Source organism: Maribacter spongiicola (assembly GCF_004364165.1).
GTDB classification, from domain to species: Bacteria; Bacteroidota; Bacteroidia; order Flavobacteriales; family Flavobacteriaceae; genus Maribacter; species Maribacter spongiicola.
The window spans coordinates 347,492-365,163 of sequence record NZ_SOAY01000011.1; the positions used below are offsets into that span (position 1 = coordinate 347,492).

The window sequence follows — 17,672 nt, forward strand, 5'->3', positions numbered from 1 at the left end:
GCAACTGATAGGGTTCTATTTCTGTAATACAATGGTATATCGATAGTGCTAATTGACTAACCATCAACGGACCAACGATATAGGCAATTAACCGAGTATATTTTTTATGCCATAAGACTAGGTTCTTGTGATTGTAAAACGTAAAACTCGGATAAATGATTAATTGCACTATCCAAATGAGTACTACTAATCCAAAATCAATAAGTATCCCTAGTATATTAATTGACATTATAAATGCTTGATGATTTTTGAACTAAAAGGTTTTGTTATGGAATAAAAATAATCAATTAAGTTTCCTTCTTTGTTTATCAAGTATTTTTGAAAATTCCACCTTACAGTAGAACTGGTTTTGCCATTCATTTCTTTATTGGTCAACCATTGATATAAAGGATGCTGTTTGCTACCTTTTACATCTATTTTTTCTGTCAGTAAAAAATTCACGCCATAATTACGTTCACAAAAAGCTTTAATTTGAGAACTATCACCAGACTCCTGTCCTCCAAATTGATTACAGGGAACGCCTATAACCGTTAAGTTTTTATAAGTGTCACTTAGTTTTTGTAAATCTTTATATTGAATGGTGAAGCCACATTCTGAAGCCACATTTACAAATAGAATATAGTTACCAATAAATTTAGAAAGGTCAATGGACTCGCCTTCAAGTGAATTTATTTTTATCTCATAAATAGAAGTTTTTGTGCTTATAGATTTTTTGATGGGAGTCGTTTTTGCTTTTTCTATTTTTTTCATTGACTTAATTTTAAAAGAAATTATCGGATACTAAGTGCCGGATTTGCTGTGCTGAACATAGCTAGTATTCATGAATTTAAAAATAGCAGTGTTCACTATTTTTAAATTTCCAAATTAATATTGATAATCTTCACTTAAACATTAATTAGTTTGTTTAATGACAAAAATCACCAACAAATGACTTACTAAACCTTCTATACTCTTTGACTCTTTTTTTTAAAGTTTATAACTAAATACCATTCTTATAAGAATGGTATTTAGTTATAAAACTATAATAGTTCAACTGTTCAGTTAATGCTAATTATTTAAGTAAACGATTTTTCTCTACACTTGCCACTATTGTTTTAAGTTCGAGTAAGCTTTTTTAATTTAAATAATTTTGTAATTCTGCAATCTTACTTGTTGTATTAAATACACCACCGTAAAAAGAAGTTACTGTCGCAGAGGTATCATCTTTAATTCCACGAGACGAAACACACAAATGCTTCGCATCTATTATAACGGCTACATCTTCAGTTTCTAAAATTTGTCTAAGCTCAGCAGCGATTTGATTTGTTAATCTTTCTTGTACTTGAGGTCTTTTAGCAAAATACTGAACAATTCTATTAAGCTTTGAAAGTCCGATTACCTTACCAGAAGAAATATATGCGATATGAGCTTTACCTATAATTGGTACAAAGTGGTGCTCACAATTCGAATAAAATGTAATATTTTTTTCTACTAGCATTTGATTGTACTGATATTTATTATCAAATAATGCTACTTTAGGTTTATTAGCAGGATTTAAACCAGAAAAGATTTCATCTATATACATTTTTGCAACACGATTAGGTGTTCCTTTCAATGAATCATCTTCAAGATCTAGTCCCATAACATCCATTATCTGTGAGAATAAATCTGCTATTTTATCTTTTTTTACTTCGTCAGATATCTTAAATGCATCTGGTTTCATAGGTGTTTCAAGACCTGTGTAAATATGATCATCACCGATTTCTTCTTCCGAAAATCCATTTAATTTGTTTTCTTTAATAAGGGTATTCAACATAATTTCTTGGTGTTTCATATAGTTTAATCTTTAATTCTAAATTTGGTTCAATCTCAATTTTTAAAATATCGTAGATGACTATTGCTATATTTTCAACAGTCGGGTTAAGGGTTTTAAATTCTTCAGTGTCTAGATTTAGATTTTTATGGTCAAATCGTTTTAATATTTTTTCTTCAATCAAATCAGATAAAATTTTGGTGTCTATTACGTAACCAGTATCCGCATTGCAATAACCAATTACTTTTACTTCTAGTTCGTAGTTGTGCCCGTGAAAATTTGGATTATTACATTTTCCAAAGATTTCTTTGTTTTTCTCATCGCTCCAATTTGCATTGTGCAATCTGTGTGCGGCATTAAAATGTTCACATCTTACTATGGCTAGTTTATTCATGATTTAAAGAAAGTTTTTTTTAAAATTTCATTATTCAAAGGTATTTAATTTTGTTTAAGTAATAGTGTTAAATATTAAACAAAATTTTTAATTATGGAAAATGAAAGGTAATGGAATGCTCGAAGCCAATGATTTTATTAACCTCTTTGATGATTGAATTCTTGGTTTTTACTAATGAATTGAAAACAAAAAACAGTAAAAAAAGCTTTGAATTTTTGATTTAACTATCTGAATTGTAGACTTTAATATGAGCGGTCTGAATCCCCTCTTGGTAGTATTTAAAGGAGTTAAGATTTAGCTTGTGGGTAGTCTATAGATACTAGTTTAAGAACGTTATTTTAAAATGAAGAGAAGCTTATATTTAAAATTTCGGGTAAAATTGTGCAAGGTGCAGACTATACTCTTTTACAATTTAATGACGACAAGTTATTTACATAAATTATTGTAACTGATAATGACATTAGATTTGTTCAGAAGTACGAATGTAAGGTGTTTTAGATATTTGAGCGCTTACATAGCGACTATGAATATCAAAACATCGGAATATGACTCGCCATGTAAAACGTATTATTACTATGGCATAGCGTACATATTATTGTAGAAAGCTAGGCTTGGTAATGGTGCTGTTTTTGAAGTATTTGTTTCCCTCGTATATTAAAGCGATTTAAAGTAATCTTTTACTTCTTTTATATGTTTTTCTTTAGATGCGGCACTCAACCAACTTGCTTCAAAACCATTGATTGCTAGTTGCTCAATTTGCACTAAACTTAAATTTAGCGCTTTCGCAGTTTGGTAGTAGTTCTCGTTCATATACCCACCAAAATAGGCAGGATCGTCTGAGTGTATAGTAGCCACAATTCCTTTATCAAGCATTTTAGCAACGGGATGCTCTTCCATCTTCTGAATTACTTTTAAGGCAACATTACTGGTAGGGCAGAGGGTTAGGGCGATTTTATCATCAACCAATCTTTTTATCAAAGCTTCGTCGGTTAAACAGCGGTTACCGTGATCAATACGTTCTACGTTTAAAATATCTAGAGCTTCCCAGATGTAATCTGCCGGACCTTCTTCACCTGCATGGGCAACTAGTTTATAACCTTGTGCTGCAGATGCTTTAAATACTTTTGCAAACTTACTTGGCGGATTTCCTATTTCTGAGGAATCTAAACCAACGCCATCGATGATGTCTTTAAACGGTAGCGATTCTTCTAAGGTTTTAAAAGCATCTTCTTCACTTAGATGGCGTAAATAGCTCATGATAAGTTTGTAAGATATATTTAATTCTTTTTTTCCTTTTTCTAGAGCGCGATGAATTCCACTTATCACAACATCAAAAGCAACACCTCTTTCGGTATGTGTTTGCGGATCAAAAAACCCTTCTACATGCTTTACATTTTCGCTGTGCACCTTGGTTAGATATGCCCAAGTCAAATCAAAGAAATCTTGCTCATGCAACAGTACTTGTGCACCTGCATAATAGATGTCTAAAAACTCTTGAAGGTTGTTGAATTTGTATGCTTCTTTAACCGATTCGATAGAATCGTAGGGTAATGTAATGTTGTTTCTATTAGCAATCTCGAACATTAATTCTGGTTCAAAGCTGCCTTCTAAATGTAAGTGAAGTTCCGTTTTTGGAATGCCTTGAATTATTCTTTGTAGTTCTGTTGATTGCATATTATTGATTCTTTAAAAAAAGGCAAGCCTTTGACTTAATTAAATATTATTATTTCTAGAATATAATTAAAATAAGAGTAGTAAAAAGTATTTAACCTTACAATACGTACTTATTAAATATGTCTTCGAGCTCTTTTTCCGGATTCGTACTGAGTCCGGATCGGGTAGTGGAGCTTTGTATGACTGTACTTCTGCATGCTGTTAACCACCCAAATCTATCAGGTAAATCTAACTTTCCTATTGGTCCGCCAGCTTTCTTTCCTTCACAAATCAGTTTCCAGGCTTTTAAATATTCGTTTAATATTTCATATTCTATTTCCGGAGAAAAGGCTTTTAATTTATCCTCATTAATATGATATTTAATATCTAAAAATTTTGTCCGTTTACAGAACAAAATCACTCCGACATTAAAGAACTCTTCTCGTTCTACTTTGGGTACAATCCTAACTATCGCAAATTTGAAGGTATGTCTATCTTGCATCTTCCGCTTCTTTTACTAAAACATCGATCATAGAGAGCTTAGTGGTTATAAATTTAATATAGGCAGCTCTTTTTTCATCCGCATTTAAAACATCCGACTCACTCGTCAACCAATCTTCAGGAATGTTATTTATAATTCCTGTTATTTTATCTAGTGTGATGAATTTTTGAATTTCTGCAGCAGCTTCAGGTAGGGCAGTTGCTTGTTGTAAAAGCACATGATCTTTTATAAACGGAAATGTTCTGGTAAGGTGACTCTCCCAAGTCTCCCAATTATGATGAAAATAGAAACTTGCCCCGTTATCAATCACCCATAATTCATTATGCCAGTATAATAGATTTGCATTTTTAGCGGTACGGTCTATATTACTTATTAAACTATCTAACACCACAACCTTTGAAGCTGTCATAACGTCTGCCTTAGAAATTAAAGGGTCGAAAGTAATAGCACCAGATAAAAAGTGTAAACCAAGATTAAGCCCTACGCTAAACTTTAATAAATCTTGAATTTCTTCGTCTGGTTCGGTCTGCCTAAATGAATCTTCTAAATTCATAAATACCAACTCAGGTACTTTTAACCCGATCGCACGCGCCAATTCGCCACCAATAAACTCAGAAATAAGCGATTTTTTACCTTGCCCAGAGCCTCTAAACTTTAATACATAGAGAAAATCGTCGTCGGCTTTTACAATGGCAGGCATAGAGCCACCTTCGCGTAAGGGCTGTAAATATTGAACAACATCTACTGTTCTAATATCAAGTGTATTCATAATGCTAAGATAGTATTTGTGTTACGACCATTAGGCATATTGCATTAAATGACGTCGGCAATATTTTCTAAAAAGTAATGTGTAGAACCAACAATAATAGCAATGATGATTATAATAATAAATCTAAACAGTGTTGCTTTGTTATTGCCTTGAAGCTTGTTTTTCAAGTAAAAAACATCAAACAAAATAAAAATAAAGGCAATGATACAGCCAACTATCGCTCCTACATATAATAGTACAAAGTCATGAATTCCGTTTAAGAACTGAATTCCGCTATTGTCAGATTCTGGCCCTGGACCTAAAACAATGCGCATATGTAAAAACCCTAAAAGAATGGCAACAATAGTCCAACCAAGATAATTTAGTATTCGTTTAATCATACTTACAGTAATTCGTTTTTATTATTGCTCTACTTCATTTTCTAGCGGAGAAATCATAATATGTGCTCTGTGCGTACCAGGATTCATAATCCATGGGTGATTGGGTGCAGACGGAGTTTCCGGTAAGCCAATAGATGCTGATGTAGCGAATGGCGTGTATATCACATAACGAAGCCTTGCACCATCTACTTTTGACGTTTCTACATCATAAGCAGTATTTGGACCGTAGTAAATATGTAATGTGGAACCGGGAATAATTTTAATTTTGCCAGATTTTACTTCAGCCTCTCGAATAGCAAAAATTTCATCGGCAGATTTGCCTTCGGCACGTAATGCTCTACCTCTCGCCATAAATGGGTCTAGGTCCTTATGGTAGCAAGCAGCATTGAAACCCTCTTTCTTTGGGTCATCTGCAAGAACAATATATTCGCTATTACCTTCCTTTAGAGTTACAAACTCACCAGCCATATTATAGCCAATTACCTTACTTGTAGCCCTACTTCCTGCAGGCGCTGCCATTAATGCCGTAGCTATAAGGTCTTCATCTGTTTCAATGGTTTTTAGTTGCTTTTTAATTTTTGCAACTGTTTCAGTAGCTGTATCTGCATCTGTGCTTTCTATAGATGTTGATTTAGATTTATCTGATGAATTACAAGAAGCTAATAGTGCAGCAAAAAGGAATGTGGAGAGTAGTTGTTTCATAATAGGTATATTTTATATAATTCATTAGTAAGATACGAATTATAAAAGCCTTTTATCTAATAGATTATAAGTTGTTAGAAAGAGAATCCGCGAAAAAAATCGTGAATTTATTTCATGCAAATCTTTTAAAAATCACGGCAAGTAGCAATGTTAAAATTATTTCAAATAGTCGAGCGTATTAACCATTTCAAACTTTGGACTCCGGCTTATAAATTCGCGAAGCATCGCGGTATGCGCAGAACCCATTATAATAAGAACCCTGTCATCAACCGTCATTTTTATACGGTTGAGATTAGAAAATATTCTCATATTACGCTGATAGAATAATGCAGCTTGGTCAGCACCGACAAAATTATCATCTATACCAACATAAAAAAGCTTATCTGCATTGGTATTTAAAGAATAGTCCAGCATTACTGGGTTATTTGTTAATTTTATTTTCTCGAGTAGCGACAAATTATCAAAATTCTTATTTTTTGCCTCTAGTTCTGGGTACTCTTTTAATGGATTATTGGTAAGTTCTAAATATGTTTTAGGATCTATGGCATTAATTAGCTCTGGGCTATTTTCAATAAAGTCTCCCACGCTGTAATTATAGCCTATGTAATTATCAATACCATATACTTTTTCTAACGAGTTCATTCTAGCAACGTCATAACCGACCATGCTTAACTCACCATATTCAGTATCTAGCTTATCAGGATTTTCTAAGAATTTTATATACCCTTCATTAATTTTATCATCAATTTCTGGGGTATACTCTAGGCAAATAATGGTGGGCTTAAATGCTGCAAGTAATTCAGATAACTGTCGTATTTCTTTTTGTTCTTTTAAATTGTTCTCGTCGAAATCTACTTTGTTTGCATCACTTGTTGTTCCAAAATGAAAAAAACCAACATTTAAAACTTGAATTTTTCCTGCTTTTTGTGAATCATGCTCGTCAATGGTTTTGATCAATTTATTTGATGTTTCATTTCTACAGCTTATGAAACATATTAAAAGGATAAAAAATAGTTTTTTCATGTGGAATTGATATAATTGTTGTTATATCAAATTTAGACTGTTGACTTAGATTTATCTGATTAATTAGAAGAAATTAATAGTGCGAATAGTAGGAATGTAGATAGTGGATGTTTCATTACTTATGGTATAATTTAGATTTCGTTAGAGGTAAAAGGATTGAAGAACCCTTTTAAAAAGTAATACGATATTGTGGCAAATATTACAAATAGTACTATTGAGATTATAATTCTTAGGTATTTTTTCATATTGATTGATTATGGTTGGTAATACTACTAAAAGTACTGAAATTTAAATCAAGTTTTGATAGATTCTTTTAGATATTGTAATTCAATAACGCTGCGTATAGTTTCTTTTTGTACGTTTAAATTGATAGCTGAGTTCAACCCATAAGTCCAACAATTATATTATAATTAACAGAGATCTTTGTGATTTGTACTATTACGTTATTAAAAAAAAATCCGTTTTTGGTATATGAAGTACAAAATATTAGTTACTAAATCACTCCCAATCTGAAATTTCTAATCCAGTACCTCCATTTTGAAGTGTAACTATTTTGAGCTCCATAGATTTATATTTTTCGGGTAAGTCGAAATCTTTAAAATCTTCAGGACTTTGTTCTTTAAATTCTTTTAACAGCTCAATAGAATGATAAATATTAATTATATCTGAACCTTTGTCAAACGACCAGTTGTATTCTTTGAATGTTTCATTGCCGCAAAAACCTGACGTTCTATCGTAGTTAACTCTGCATTTGCTTGACTCAAGAAAAGTGACTATTATATTTAATTTTTCTTCTTGACTACTTGATGATTTCTCTTTTTCAAAAATGTATAAATCATTTTCTAATTCATATTCATTAAGGTCAAGCGACCAAGTGCCGTAGAAATCAGATTCGGTGTATGATTTATCTTGAGCCTTTGCTGTTAAAGCAATTACAAAACAAATTAAAACCAAATACATCGCTTTCTTCATACTTATTTAAACATCAAAAATTGCTCCATTATTATAATATTCCTCCAGAATTGCACTGACCGTCGTAACTATTTTCTCTGCATTCTCTTTACTAAAACATAAAGGAGGTTTGGTTTTAATTACATTATCGAATGGACCATCTGTACTCACTAAAATATGTCTATTTCTTAATTCGTTTTTAATATGGCTTGCGAGTGCAGTATTTGGTGTTTTGGTGTTATCCTTTACAATGTCAAAACCTATAAATAGTCCAGAGCCCCGTACATCGCCAATGCAATTATATTTTTGCATAAGATCTTTTAAAAGAGACCTATAATAATCGCCGACAACTTTTGCATTTTCTTGTAGTTTTTCTTCAACTATAACTTCTAAAACAGCACTTGCAATTGCACAAGAAACTGGGTTGCCACCAAACGAACTGAAAAACTCTACACCTTTCTCAAACGATGCTGCAATTTCTTGTGTACAAACCACGGCTCCCATTGGGTGGCCATTGGCTATGGGTTTACCCAAAATAACCATATCTGGTATGACACCATGGGCTTCATATCCCCAGAAATGGTCTCCTAATCTACCAAAACCCGTTTGTACTTCATCACTTATACAAACGCCGCCTTGTGCTCGAATAGCAGGGTACACCTCTTTTAAATAGCCATCTGCTAGCGGAACTTGACCTGCACAACCCAATATAGGTTCACTTATAAAAGCGGAAATTTGATGTTCACTTTGTTTTATTTGAGTAACGGCGTCTTTGCCATATAAAGTGCCTGAATTAGGGTCTTTAGCGCTGTACTTACCTCTGTAGGTATCTGGAAGCACGGCTTTGATTATATGATTTTTTTGACCTTGCCCTTTAGTGTTATTAAACTTGTAATCACTAATATCTATGCTTATTTGGGTGTTGCCGTGGTAACCAGATTCCATTACCATCATGGTATTACTTTTGGTGTGATAGTTTGCCATGCGTACGGCTAAATCACTCGCTGCGCTACCTGAATTCACAAAAAAGACTTTATTCAGATTGGACGGAAAATGTTTTAATAATTTCGCTGCGTAATCTGCTAACTCGTCATAAATATAGCGTGTATTGGTATTTAGTTTCGCCATTTGTCGCTGCGCTGCTTCCACGACTTTTGGGTGCGAATGACCAACATGCGGAATGTTATTATAGGCGTCTAAAAACGTATTCCCCTCCGCATCATACATATATTGAAATGCTGACCTTACCATATAAATGGGGTCTTTGTAGCTGGTAGATAAAATAGGGCTGATGTGTTCGTACCTTTTATTTAGAAGACTCGAAATTGATGCAGGTTTCTCTATAGAAAGATTAGCTGCTTTTCTAAATTCATTTTCAGCATGTAAAGGGTTTATGGCTAACCAACGGTGTAACATTTTCCAAGCAGATTGCTCACTTACCGATGCGTAACTATTATCTGGATTCACCTTTTTTGCATGTGCAGAATTACAGACACTGGTACATAACCTGGCTGCTATTAGGTAATATAAAATACTTATTTCTTGAGCTTCAAGAGGCAGCTTTTGATGGTAAGATTTTAGTAATACTACAGCCCACTCTAAAGGATTTTCTTTATCGTAGCACGTATAGGTAATGGCAATAGCCAGTTCATTAATAAGAAAAGAATGCGCTAGATCTCCGAAATCTATAATACCGGTAATTTTGTTATGTTGCACCAGAACATTCCATTCGTTGGCATCATTATGTATGATCTGTTTTCTTAATTCAGGAAAAAGTGGCCTTATATTTTCTTCAAATTGATTAAAAAAATAACGGACAATATTTCTATCCGTCGCATTTGTAATATCATTGATGTACTTTCTATTTAAATGAAAATACTGAAGGTCCCATTCCCATTGTCTACTTTGTATCGTATAGTTTTTTAAATCTTTTAGTTTTAAATCTAATTCCGCTAGAAAAGCACCCAGCGATTCAATTAATTGCACTGTGTTTGAGACATCACCTAAAAAATCACCTTCTAAAAACGATAGCATACGGCATATTGAAGGTTGCTCATTTATGTAAAAAGTACCTAGATAAGAACCATCTTTAAACGGAATCGGTTTTGGGACTTTATGCTCAAAATCTTTTTGTAGAAATAACAGGGTATCATTCTCTGCTTTTACCATATCAAATGATACTTCTGAGTATTGATAGGTTTTATAAATGTATGAGGATTCTGAAGTGGTAATGCGGTAATTCAAATTATCGTACCCATCAAGCTTTTTACAATCATTAACTTGAAGTCCGAATTCCTTTTCTAAAAAACTATTCATATTAGATATCTTATCAAAATATATTCTAGTTATAATTAGATCTTAAATCTAACTATCTCATAAATATACAACCCCTATAGTTACTATTGAAGTCGAAATGTTTTAATTGAATTCATGAATTAATATGATATTCCTGATAGTAGTATAGCATAATTTAAATATTAAAAATGTGATTCAATTATAGGGTAGGAGTTAGCCTATGATGCGGAATTTGATATAAAAAAAGCAGCAAGAGTATAAAGCTCTTGCTGCGCGGTATAACAGCTTAATAAATCAATCTGTTTCCTAAATTATTAAGAAAAGCTAAATGGCATAGTAGGAAACTAGCTCTTGCTTCTCGCCACACCTAAAGCAAAATTTTTGTTATAGCCCGATCAAGCCCTTTGGTTGTTTTTTTCGGGTTAAAGCTAAATATCAAAAAGTTATATTTTCTGTCATTTTATCAGATATCTCGCTATTCTAATCATCAATCTTAGCTTGAGTAATATCGCTGAAAGTCGGGGGATTTTCGGTAAAGCTACCAACACCTTTTTTATTTACTTTGAAAAGCACATCTTTTGTTGTAGTGAATAATACAACTGTCAAGAAAGATGTTTTAAGATGAGATTTCAAGATGATAAATGCTTCATCTAAAGTGAGCTCTTCGGTTTGATCTTCGGTCTCTTTTGATCTGTAACGTAATTTAAGCAAGACTTTAAAGCCATCTTCAGAATAGATTGGTCTTACAAAAATATTTCTCAAATTAGGCTTACCAATGGTTTTTGCCATGGTTAGTTTCGCAAAGTTACCTTCTTCAACACTTTTTGTTACTAATTTCCAGAAAATAAGAAATTCATCTTGATAGGGCATAAATTAAATATTGATGGGTAAAACTTTAAATGACCAAATTAATCAATTTTATATTTCTTTTATTATGTATAGCGAAGCAAATGACAAAAAGAAGTTGGTTGAGAGAACTAAGGTTTAGATGTGAGTAGGGAATTGGTGTCAATGTCAAGTACATAAGGAAAGATGCGAGTTTGCCTTTGAGGATTTTTTAAAATAAAATCAGATGTTACAAATATGTAAAGACCTTTGGTTAAGCCTAAAAAAGCAATTTGTCTTATACTTTGTTAGGCAATGTAATTTTCTTTCCATCCATTAGTTTTAGCTATCAATTCAGGATATAAACAGGATGACTTTCCGTCTTGTGATACCAAAATTTTAATTGAATCTCCAATTGATTTATTATTTGTCAAAGCAAAATTATTGGTTCTAGACTTAGCCACCTTATTTCCATATTCATAATGTACCTCCATTGAAGAACCAAATTTCGTAAATGTGAAACCTTTATTATGGCTTATTGAAACTATTTTTCCCTCCTTGATTTTACCAGTCTTATATAATGAGATTTCCTTATTTATTTGTGAGTATAGAAGATAACTAAGAATTAGTCCAATTAACAGAACAACTCCAGCTATGTAATACATAAAACTCATATTAAAAGTATACTGCTCAAATTCTGTAGGTATTGATTGTCCGTTCCAATGTTTAATTGGGATAATATCGCCAGTTTTTAAAATATCAGTTTTGTCAGGTTCAAATACACTAAACTTTGATTCCGTTTTTGATCCATTAAAATCAAATTCATAAGTCAAGATTTGAGGGTTATTTCCGTTAATTGTAATGTTGTTAATTCCTTTGATGTTTGTCAGAATAGCATTTTTAATTTTTCCATCAGATTTGATTTTTTCAACGTTTTCAACCAATGGATAGCTGTTACCCAATGAATTCATCATCAATCCCATTGGAATAAATAGTAATAATGCAAACACAATTCCTTGAAATGCTAAAAGTAGTAAGAGTGGTCTAATTTTAGCTCTTTGCCAAATGGTTTTGAAGTTTGTTTTTCTAATTATCAATGTCGTTTCTATTTAAGTTGCTTAAGAAATAGATACATAATATTTTTTGTATACTCATGAAATAATAGAAATATAAAGCATCTAATGTGAATATCATATTAATAATATACCAAATTGAATTTGATGAGATCAAGTTAGTTGTGACAAGCTTTATTTGATTTTTATCAAAAACTTAACTCAAGAACTAAAAAAAGATATCAATTCTTATTTAGAATAAATAAAAATAATTATTTTTGACAACTGAAATAATTAAATAATGGTCGAATAAAAGAACCTGCATTTTTAATGACACTACTAATATTTAGGAGCGTATTTTAAAAAAAGTTCTAAATAATAAAGACCGCATCTTTTGTAAAAAAATAAGAACATGAAAATTGTAAAACAAATAGCCCTAACCGCTCTATTATTTGTAAGTCTTACAAGTATAGCGCAGGAGAAGAACGAATTGTTAGATCGTAAATTCTGGAAAACGAACCCTGATCTTGCTGCTTTAAAGCAAAAAATTACAGAAGGTAATGATCCGGCTGAATCAGATAGCAACTCTTTTGATGCTACAACATTGGCAATTACCACTAAGCAAGATACCGAGGTAATTAAGTATTTAGTGTCTCTAGATGGTAATGGGGTAGATAAAAAAACTCATGATAGCCGTATCTATTTACATTGGGCAAGTTATTCTGGCGATGCCGAACTGGTACAGTATTTATTAGATAATGGTGCGTCGGTTACGGCTTTAGATAGTCACCGTTTTACACCACTTGCTTTTGGTGCAAATGCGGGACTTACAAACCCTGCGGTTTATAACGCTTTTGAAAATAAAGGTGTGAATTTGGCTGATGAGAAAAATGAACATGGTGCTAACGTTTTATTGCTAGCTGCTGCTTCTCTGAAGAACGAAAAGGAATTAGATTTCTTTTTAAGTAAAGGTATTGCTCTAGATAGTAAGGATAATGACGGTAACGGAATTTTCAATTATGCTTCTAAAAAAGGAAATATCGATTTTCTTAAACTGCTGGTTAAAAAAGGAGTTGATTATAAAACGTTAAACAGTAATGGTGGTAATGCTTTCATGTTCGCGTCGCAAGGCGGACGCGGATTCAGTAATGGCTTACCGGTCTATACCTATTTAAAAGGTCTAGGTTTGGAACCTAACATTGTTGAGAAAAGTGGTAGTACGCCATTACATCGTTTGGCATTTGGTACAAAAGATGCTGCTATTTTTGAGCTTTTCTTAAACGCTGGTGCAGATGTAAACCAAGCAGATGAAGAGGGTAACACTCCGTTCTTGAACGCTGCAGCTAGAAACGAACTTGCTATGGTTCAATTATTGGCAAAAGATGTAACGAACATCAATGCTGCCAACAATAGTGGTGAAACTGCACTTATGCTTGCGGCTCATGATAATAAAGCAGATGTTGTAGATTTTCTAATAGAAAAAGGTGCAGATATCAATGCAAAAGATGCTACCGGAAATACTGCGGCATTTTACTTGGCAGATTCATACAGCAAAAGAAATGCTACTGCTTTTGATGCAAAGTTGGCATTGTTAAAATCTAAAGGTTTAAAGTTTAATACTGTTCAAGGTGAAGGGAATACCTTATACCACGTTGCTGCTAAGAAAAATGACCTTGAGTTATTGAAAAAGGTATCTGATTTTAATATCGATATCAATGCTAAAAACGATGAGGGTATAACGGCATTGCATTTAGCAGCTATGAAGGCTGAGAATGATAAGTTGCTTAAATTTTTGTTAGCTAAAGGTGCAGACGCAAAGAGTACAACCGATTTTGAAGAAACGGTATACGATTTGGCAAGTGAGAACGAAGTGTTGAAGAAAGGGAATACATCGCTAGATTTCTTAAAGCGATAACCGAATTAACTGATAACGATACATATTTATAAACTTATATATAGATGAAAAGATTTTTAAAATACATTCCGGCATTGCTATTGGTCGGGTCTTTGTTGACAGCATATACACCGGTAGATAAAACGCCTGTAAAGTGTCTTATTCAATTAACAAATTATTCTGGTGAAGGTGCTTATTTGATCGTATCTATCGTTGATGCCGATAATGAATATGTAGAGACTATATACGTGCAAGGTAAAGACAGCGAGTGGTACAGTGAAATTACAGAATGGTGGAATTTCTACGGAAAAAATCGACCGAATATAGATGCTATTTCTGGTGAGACCATCAGTGGAGGAGAACGTGCATTAAATGTTTTGCAAATTCCTACGGATAAAATAGATAAAGGGTATAGCCTTCGTTTTGAAACTTCTGTAGAGGATCAAGGGTATTATGCAGATGATATTCAGTTCCCGCTAACGACTGAAAATTTAACAACTAAAGTAGAGGGTAAAGGATTCATTCGCTACGTACGCATGTTACCTCAATAAAGATTATTAAAACGTCTTTGCGAGAAGCTTTTCGCGACGAAGCAATCTGTCAAATAGGGTCAGCATGTTAGCGTGTCACATTTAGCGCAGTCGAAATGCCAGGTGTGTTAGATGCTAACTTAAGAATTTTTGACTTCGCCTGCCATGCGATTAGGCGGGTCCGTAATAATGTTTTATAGTTAGTGTGTTTATTTTTACAATTACAATCACGCTTCCAGAATGACTTAGTACAGTCATTCTGGAAGTTTTTAAATAATATAAGGTTATAAAATTACTCGATAATCGAGATTTAAATGCTCCGACGCTTGCGTCGAAATATTAATTATGTTTTCAATTCAATGCCTCAAGGGCTTGTCCCAAGGTTATTTATTTTACTTCGTATGACAATTTCTATTTGGCGCTATAGCCATCTTACGCTTGCCCTGGTTTCTTCGCTATTCTTGATAGTGGCTTCTGTTACGGGAATCATTTTGGCGGTTGAACCCATTTCTCATCAAGCAAAGGGCTATGCGGTAGAAAATTTAGAAGAGGTGTCATTGGCTACTACCATCGATGCTTTAAAGAATACCTATGACGAAGTGTTGGATTTAGAAGTAGAATCGTCGGGTTTCGTAAAGGCTTCTGTACTGACGATGGATATGGAAACGTTAGATGTCTATGTAAATCCCATTACTGGTGAACAGTTGGGTGAAGTGGAAGAGCGTCCATACCTGTATACCTTCGCGACCAATGTACACCGATCATTATTTTTAAAAAGTATAGGTCGTTTCTTTGTCGGTCTTATTTCTTTACTCTTAGCTATAATTGCTATTACAGGCTTAGTTTTGCTTGCTAAGCGCCAAGGCGGATTCTTGAAATTATTCTCAAAAGTCCAGAAAGATTATTTTGAACTACGATACCATGTGGTGTTAAGTCGTTGGTTCTTTATTCCTATTGTAATTCTTGCCGTAACGGGAGTGTATTTATCTGCCGAAAAGTTTAATCTGTTGCCTGATGCTAAAGTTGAACAACAAGAGCTTGCCGTAAATGAAAATTCCAAAGCATATAACAATATAAAAGAAGTGCCCTTTTTTAAGGAAACTACTTTAGCGGCAGTTCGACAAGTTGAATTTCCTTTTTCAGATGATCCCGAAGAATATTACGTAATTGCGTTGCAGGATAGGGAAGTAGAAGTGAATCAGCAAACCGGAGCCATAATGCGTAGTGGCGATTTCCCTTTTGTGACTTTGGTTTCGCGCTTAAGTTTGGTATTGCATACGGGTGAAGGCAATGTCATTTGGTCCATAATTTTATTACTTGCCAGTGTATCTATTTTGTTTTTTATGTATTCAGGATTTGTAATGACTTTGAGGCGTAGAAAGAAAGGAAAACGAATTGCCCAGGTATTAGATAAAGATGAATGTGAGTATATAATTTTAGTAGGGTCGGAGAGTGGTACTGCATTCGATTTTGCACAGCGTTTCTATAACGGATTATTGCAAACTGGTAAGAAGGTCTATTTAACAGAGCTTAATACCTATACCACTTATGCGAAGGCAAAAAACATAATCGTTTTCACTTCTACATATGGCGAAGGAGAGCCACCAACGAATGCCCGTAAATTCTCTGCGGTATTTTCTACGATACAGCAACCGAATAATATTGACTTTTCAGTTATTGGTTTTGGTTCTTTAGATTATCCTGATTACTGCAAGTTTGCAATTGAGATAGACAATCAATTATCAGCAGCTGAAAGCTTTCAACAGCAATTGCCACTTTTTAAAATTAATAAATCCGATTTTGATTCTTTTGAACTGTGGATGATTCAATACGCCTCTAAAGTCGGATTCACAATTCCTGTAGAAAGACCACTTGTTAAGAAAAAGAAATATAAGAAAATAGATTTCGAGGTGGTGGAACGAACGGAATTGAATTGTGATGATACTTTTTTGTTGAAATTGAAACCACAATCTAAAATTGATTTTACATCGGGAGATCTGTTAGCTATTTTTCCGAATGCAGATGATACGGTTCGTCAATATTCAATTGCTCGAATTGAAGATGAAATTTTATTAAGTATTAAAAAACACAAATTAGGTAGCGGTTCTAATTTTCTTTTCGGATTAAAAGTTGGAGAAACAATAAAAGCTGCCATAGACCGAAACCAACATTTCCATTTTCCGGAAAATTCAAAAAATTCAATTTTCATCTCAAATGGCACCGGCATAGCTCCGTTCTTAGGGGTGATTTCAGAAAATACAACTCAGAATATCTCGATGTTCTGGGGAGGGCGATCAGAAGCCTCTATGGAGATTTATAATTCCGTTTTACAAAAAGCTGCCTCAAATCGTGAAAATTTAAAAATATTCACCACTTTCTCAAGAGAAGGAAAAAAGCAATATGTTCAAGATGCTGTTTTCGAACAAAAAGATTTAATTTTAAAAACCATCAACTTAAATGGTACCATTATGATTTGCGGATCATTAGCCATGCAACATGATGTTCTAGATGTCATCGAAAAAATACTAGAAGGAAATCAAGCAATCACTTTCGAAGCCTTTGAAAAAAGCGATCAATTAAAAACAGATTGCTACTAACGAATTGCGAGGAGCTTTTCGCGACGAAGCAATCTGCTTAATTTAGGTAGTATGTGAGTTCTGTGTTACAATTGATCAGAATGAAGTCTTTGCGATGAGCTTTTTCGCGACGAAGCAATCTGTTGAATTTGTGCAATATTTGAATTTGGGGTCACGATGTCACATTGAGCGCAGTCGAAATGCAATGCTTGTGCGATTCTAACTTCAAAGTTCTCGACTGCGCTAGAAGTGACATTAAGTTTCGTCTTTGCGAGGAGCTTTTTCGCGACGAAGCAATCTGCCTAATTTCTACACTAAGTGAGTTTTTAGTCTA

16 protein-coding genes are annotated in these 17,672 nt (G+C 33.5%); 3 read left to right on the top strand and 13 right to left on the bottom strand.

Going from position 1 to position 17,672, the window contains the following annotated elements; genetic code table 11:
• Positions 1–228 precede the first annotated feature (228 nt).
• From CLV90_RS09690 to CLV90_RS09750, 13 genes are all read right to left on the bottom strand, one after another.
• Positions 229–750: a glutathione peroxidase gene (locus tag CLV90_RS09690; RefSeq protein WP_133687286.1), complete on the bottom strand. Its 522-nt coding sequence runs from the start codon at positions 748–750 to the stop codon at positions 229–231.
• Positions 751–1,114: 364 nt separating this feature from the next.
• Positions 1,115–1,813: a GTP cyclohydrolase I FolE gene (gene folE, locus CLV90_RS09695; protein ID WP_133687287.1), complete on the bottom strand. Its 699-nt coding sequence runs from the start codon at positions 1,811–1,813 to the stop codon at positions 1,115–1,117.
• Positions 1,776–2,186 (bottom strand): 6-pyruvoyl trahydropterin synthase family protein, encoded by a 411-nt coding sequence (locus CLV90_RS09700; RefSeq protein ID WP_133687288.1) that lies wholly within the window; start codon positions 2,184–2,186, stop codon positions 1,776–1,778. The genes folE and CLV90_RS09700 overlap by 38 nt, the downstream gene beginning before the upstream one ends.
• Positions 2,187–2,840: 654 nt before the next feature.
• Positions 2,841–3,860, bottom strand: coding sequence for an adenosine deaminase (locus CLV90_RS09705; RefSeq protein WP_133687289.1), 1,020 nt, complete (start codon positions 3,858–3,860; stop codon positions 2,841–2,843).
• Between the two features lie 97 nt (positions 3,861–3,957).
• Positions 3,958–4,341, bottom strand: coding sequence for a DUF3037 domain-containing protein (locus tag CLV90_RS09710; RefSeq protein ID WP_133687290.1), 384 nt, complete (start codon positions 4,339–4,341; stop codon positions 3,958–3,960).
• Positions 4,331–5,110, bottom strand: a complete 780-nt coding sequence (locus CLV90_RS09715; RefSeq protein ID WP_133687291.1) for a HipA family kinase — start codon at positions 5,108–5,110, stop codon at positions 4,331–4,333. Before CLV90_RS09715 ends, CLV90_RS09710 begins: the two co-directional genes overlap by 11 nt.
• Before the next feature lie 44 nt (positions 5,111–5,154).
• The gene (locus tag CLV90_RS09720) at positions 5,155–5,490 is read right to left on the bottom strand and encodes a hypothetical protein (protein WP_133687292.1); all 336 of its coding nucleotides are present in this window, start codon (positions 5,488–5,490) and stop codon (positions 5,155–5,157) included.
• Positions 5,491–5,511: 21 nt separating this feature from the next.
• Complete coding sequence (locus CLV90_RS09725) at positions 5,512–6,192, bottom strand: hypothetical protein (protein WP_133687293.1); 681 nt, start codon at positions 6,190–6,192, stop codon at positions 5,512–5,514.
• 156 nt (positions 6,193–6,348) lie between these two features.
• Positions 6,349–7,215, bottom strand: a complete 867-nt coding sequence (locus tag CLV90_RS09730; RefSeq protein ID WP_133687294.1) for a DUF5694 domain-containing protein — start codon at positions 7,213–7,215, stop codon at positions 6,349–6,351.
• A gap of 498 nt (positions 7,216–7,713) precedes the next feature.
• Positions 7,714–8,187 carry a hypothetical protein gene (locus tag CLV90_RS09735; protein ID WP_133687295.1) on the bottom strand — a complete coding sequence of 158 codons (474 nt, stop codon included), beginning with the start codon at positions 8,185–8,187 and terminating at the stop codon, positions 7,714–7,716.
• 6 nt (positions 8,188–8,193) lie between these two features.
• On the bottom strand, positions 8,194–10,482 hold the full coding sequence (locus tag CLV90_RS09740; RefSeq protein ID WP_133687296.1) for an aminotransferase class III-fold pyridoxal phosphate-dependent enzyme: 2,289 nt from the start codon (positions 10,480–10,482) through the stop codon (positions 8,194–8,196).
• Between the two features lie 459 nt (positions 10,483–10,941).
• Positions 10,942–11,331, bottom strand: coding sequence for a hypothetical protein (locus CLV90_RS09745; protein ID WP_133687297.1), 390 nt, complete (start codon positions 11,329–11,331; stop codon positions 10,942–10,944).
• 263 nt (positions 11,332–11,594) lie between these two features.
• Complete coding sequence (locus CLV90_RS09750) at positions 11,595–12,383, bottom strand: hypothetical protein (protein ID WP_133687298.1); 789 nt, start codon at positions 12,381–12,383, stop codon at positions 11,595–11,597.
• 367 nt (positions 12,384–12,750) lie between these two features.
• Here CLV90_RS09750 and CLV90_RS09755 point away from each other — a divergent pair, with 367 nt between their 5' ends.
• The 3 genes from CLV90_RS09755 to CLV90_RS09765 all read left to right on the top strand — a co-directional run bounded on the left by CLV90_RS09755 (position 12,751) and on the right by CLV90_RS09765 (position 17,359).
• Positions 12,751–14,253 carry an ankyrin repeat domain-containing protein gene (locus tag CLV90_RS09755; protein WP_133687299.1) on the top strand — a complete coding sequence of 501 codons (1,503 nt, stop codon included), beginning with the start codon at positions 12,751–12,753 and terminating at the stop codon, positions 14,251–14,253.
• Positions 14,254–14,297: 44 nt separating this feature from the next.
• On the top strand, positions 14,298–14,783 hold the full coding sequence (locus CLV90_RS09760) for a DUF2271 domain-containing protein (protein WP_133687300.1): 486 nt from the start codon (positions 14,298–14,300) through the stop codon (positions 14,781–14,783).
• Between the two features lie 380 nt (positions 14,784–15,163).
• Positions 15,164–17,359 (top strand): PepSY domain-containing protein, encoded by a 2,196-nt coding sequence (locus tag CLV90_RS09765; protein ID WP_133687301.1) that lies wholly within the window; start codon positions 15,164–15,166, stop codon positions 17,357–17,359.
• Positions 17,360–17,672: the final 313 nt, after the last annotated feature.

Coding starts and splice junctions, on each gene's coding strand:
- CLV90_RS09690 (WP_133687286.1), bottom strand. CDS start 750: ATGAAAAAAATAGAAAAAGCAAAAACGACTCCCATCAAAAAATCTATA.
- CLV90_RS09705 (WP_133687289.1), bottom strand. CDS start 3,860: ATGCAATCAACAGAACTACAAAGAATAATTCAAGGCATTCCAAAAACG.
- CLV90_RS09720 (WP_133687292.1), bottom strand. CDS start 5,490: ATGATTAAACGAATACTAAATTATCTTGGTTGGACTATTGTTGCCATT.
- CLV90_RS09725 (WP_133687293.1), bottom strand. CDS start 6,192: ATGAAACAACTACTCTCCACATTCCTTTTTGCTGCACTATTAGCTTCT.
- CLV90_RS09710 (WP_133687290.1), bottom strand. CDS start 4,341: ATGCAAGATAGACATACCTTCAAATTTGCGATAGTTAGGATTGTACCC.
- CLV90_RS09715 (WP_133687291.1), bottom strand. CDS start 5,110: ATGAATACACTTGATATTAGAACAGTAGATGTTGTTCAATATTTACAG.
- CLV90_RS09730 (WP_133687294.1), bottom strand. CDS start 7,215: ATGAAAAAACTATTTTTTATCCTTTTAATATGTTTCATAAGCTGTAGA.
- folE (WP_133687287.1), bottom strand. CDS start 1,813: ATGAAACACCAAGAAATTATGTTGAATACCCTTATTAAAGAAAACAAA.
- CLV90_RS09760 (WP_133687300.1), top strand. CDS start 14,298: ATGAAAAGATTTTTAAAATACATTCCGGCATTGCTATTGGTCGGGTCT.
- CLV90_RS09740 (WP_133687296.1), bottom strand. CDS start 10,482: ATGAATAGTTTTTTAGAAAAGGAATTCGGACTTCAAGTTAATGATTGT.
- CLV90_RS09700 (WP_133687288.1), bottom strand. CDS start 2,186: ATGAATAAACTAGCCATAGTAAGATGTGAACATTTTAATGCCGCACAC.
- CLV90_RS09745 (WP_133687297.1), bottom strand. CDS start 11,331: ATGCCCTATCAAGATGAATTTCTTATTTTCTGGAAATTAGTAACAAAA.
- CLV90_RS09755 (WP_133687299.1), top strand. CDS start 12,751: ATGAAAATTGTAAAACAAATAGCCCTAACCGCTCTATTATTTGTAAGT.
- CLV90_RS09735 (WP_133687295.1), bottom strand. CDS start 8,187: ATGAAGAAAGCGATGTATTTGGTTTTAATTTGTTTTGTAATTGCTTTA.
- CLV90_RS09765 (WP_133687301.1), top strand. CDS start 15,164: ATGACAATTTCTATTTGGCGCTATAGCCATCTTACGCTTGCCCTGGTT.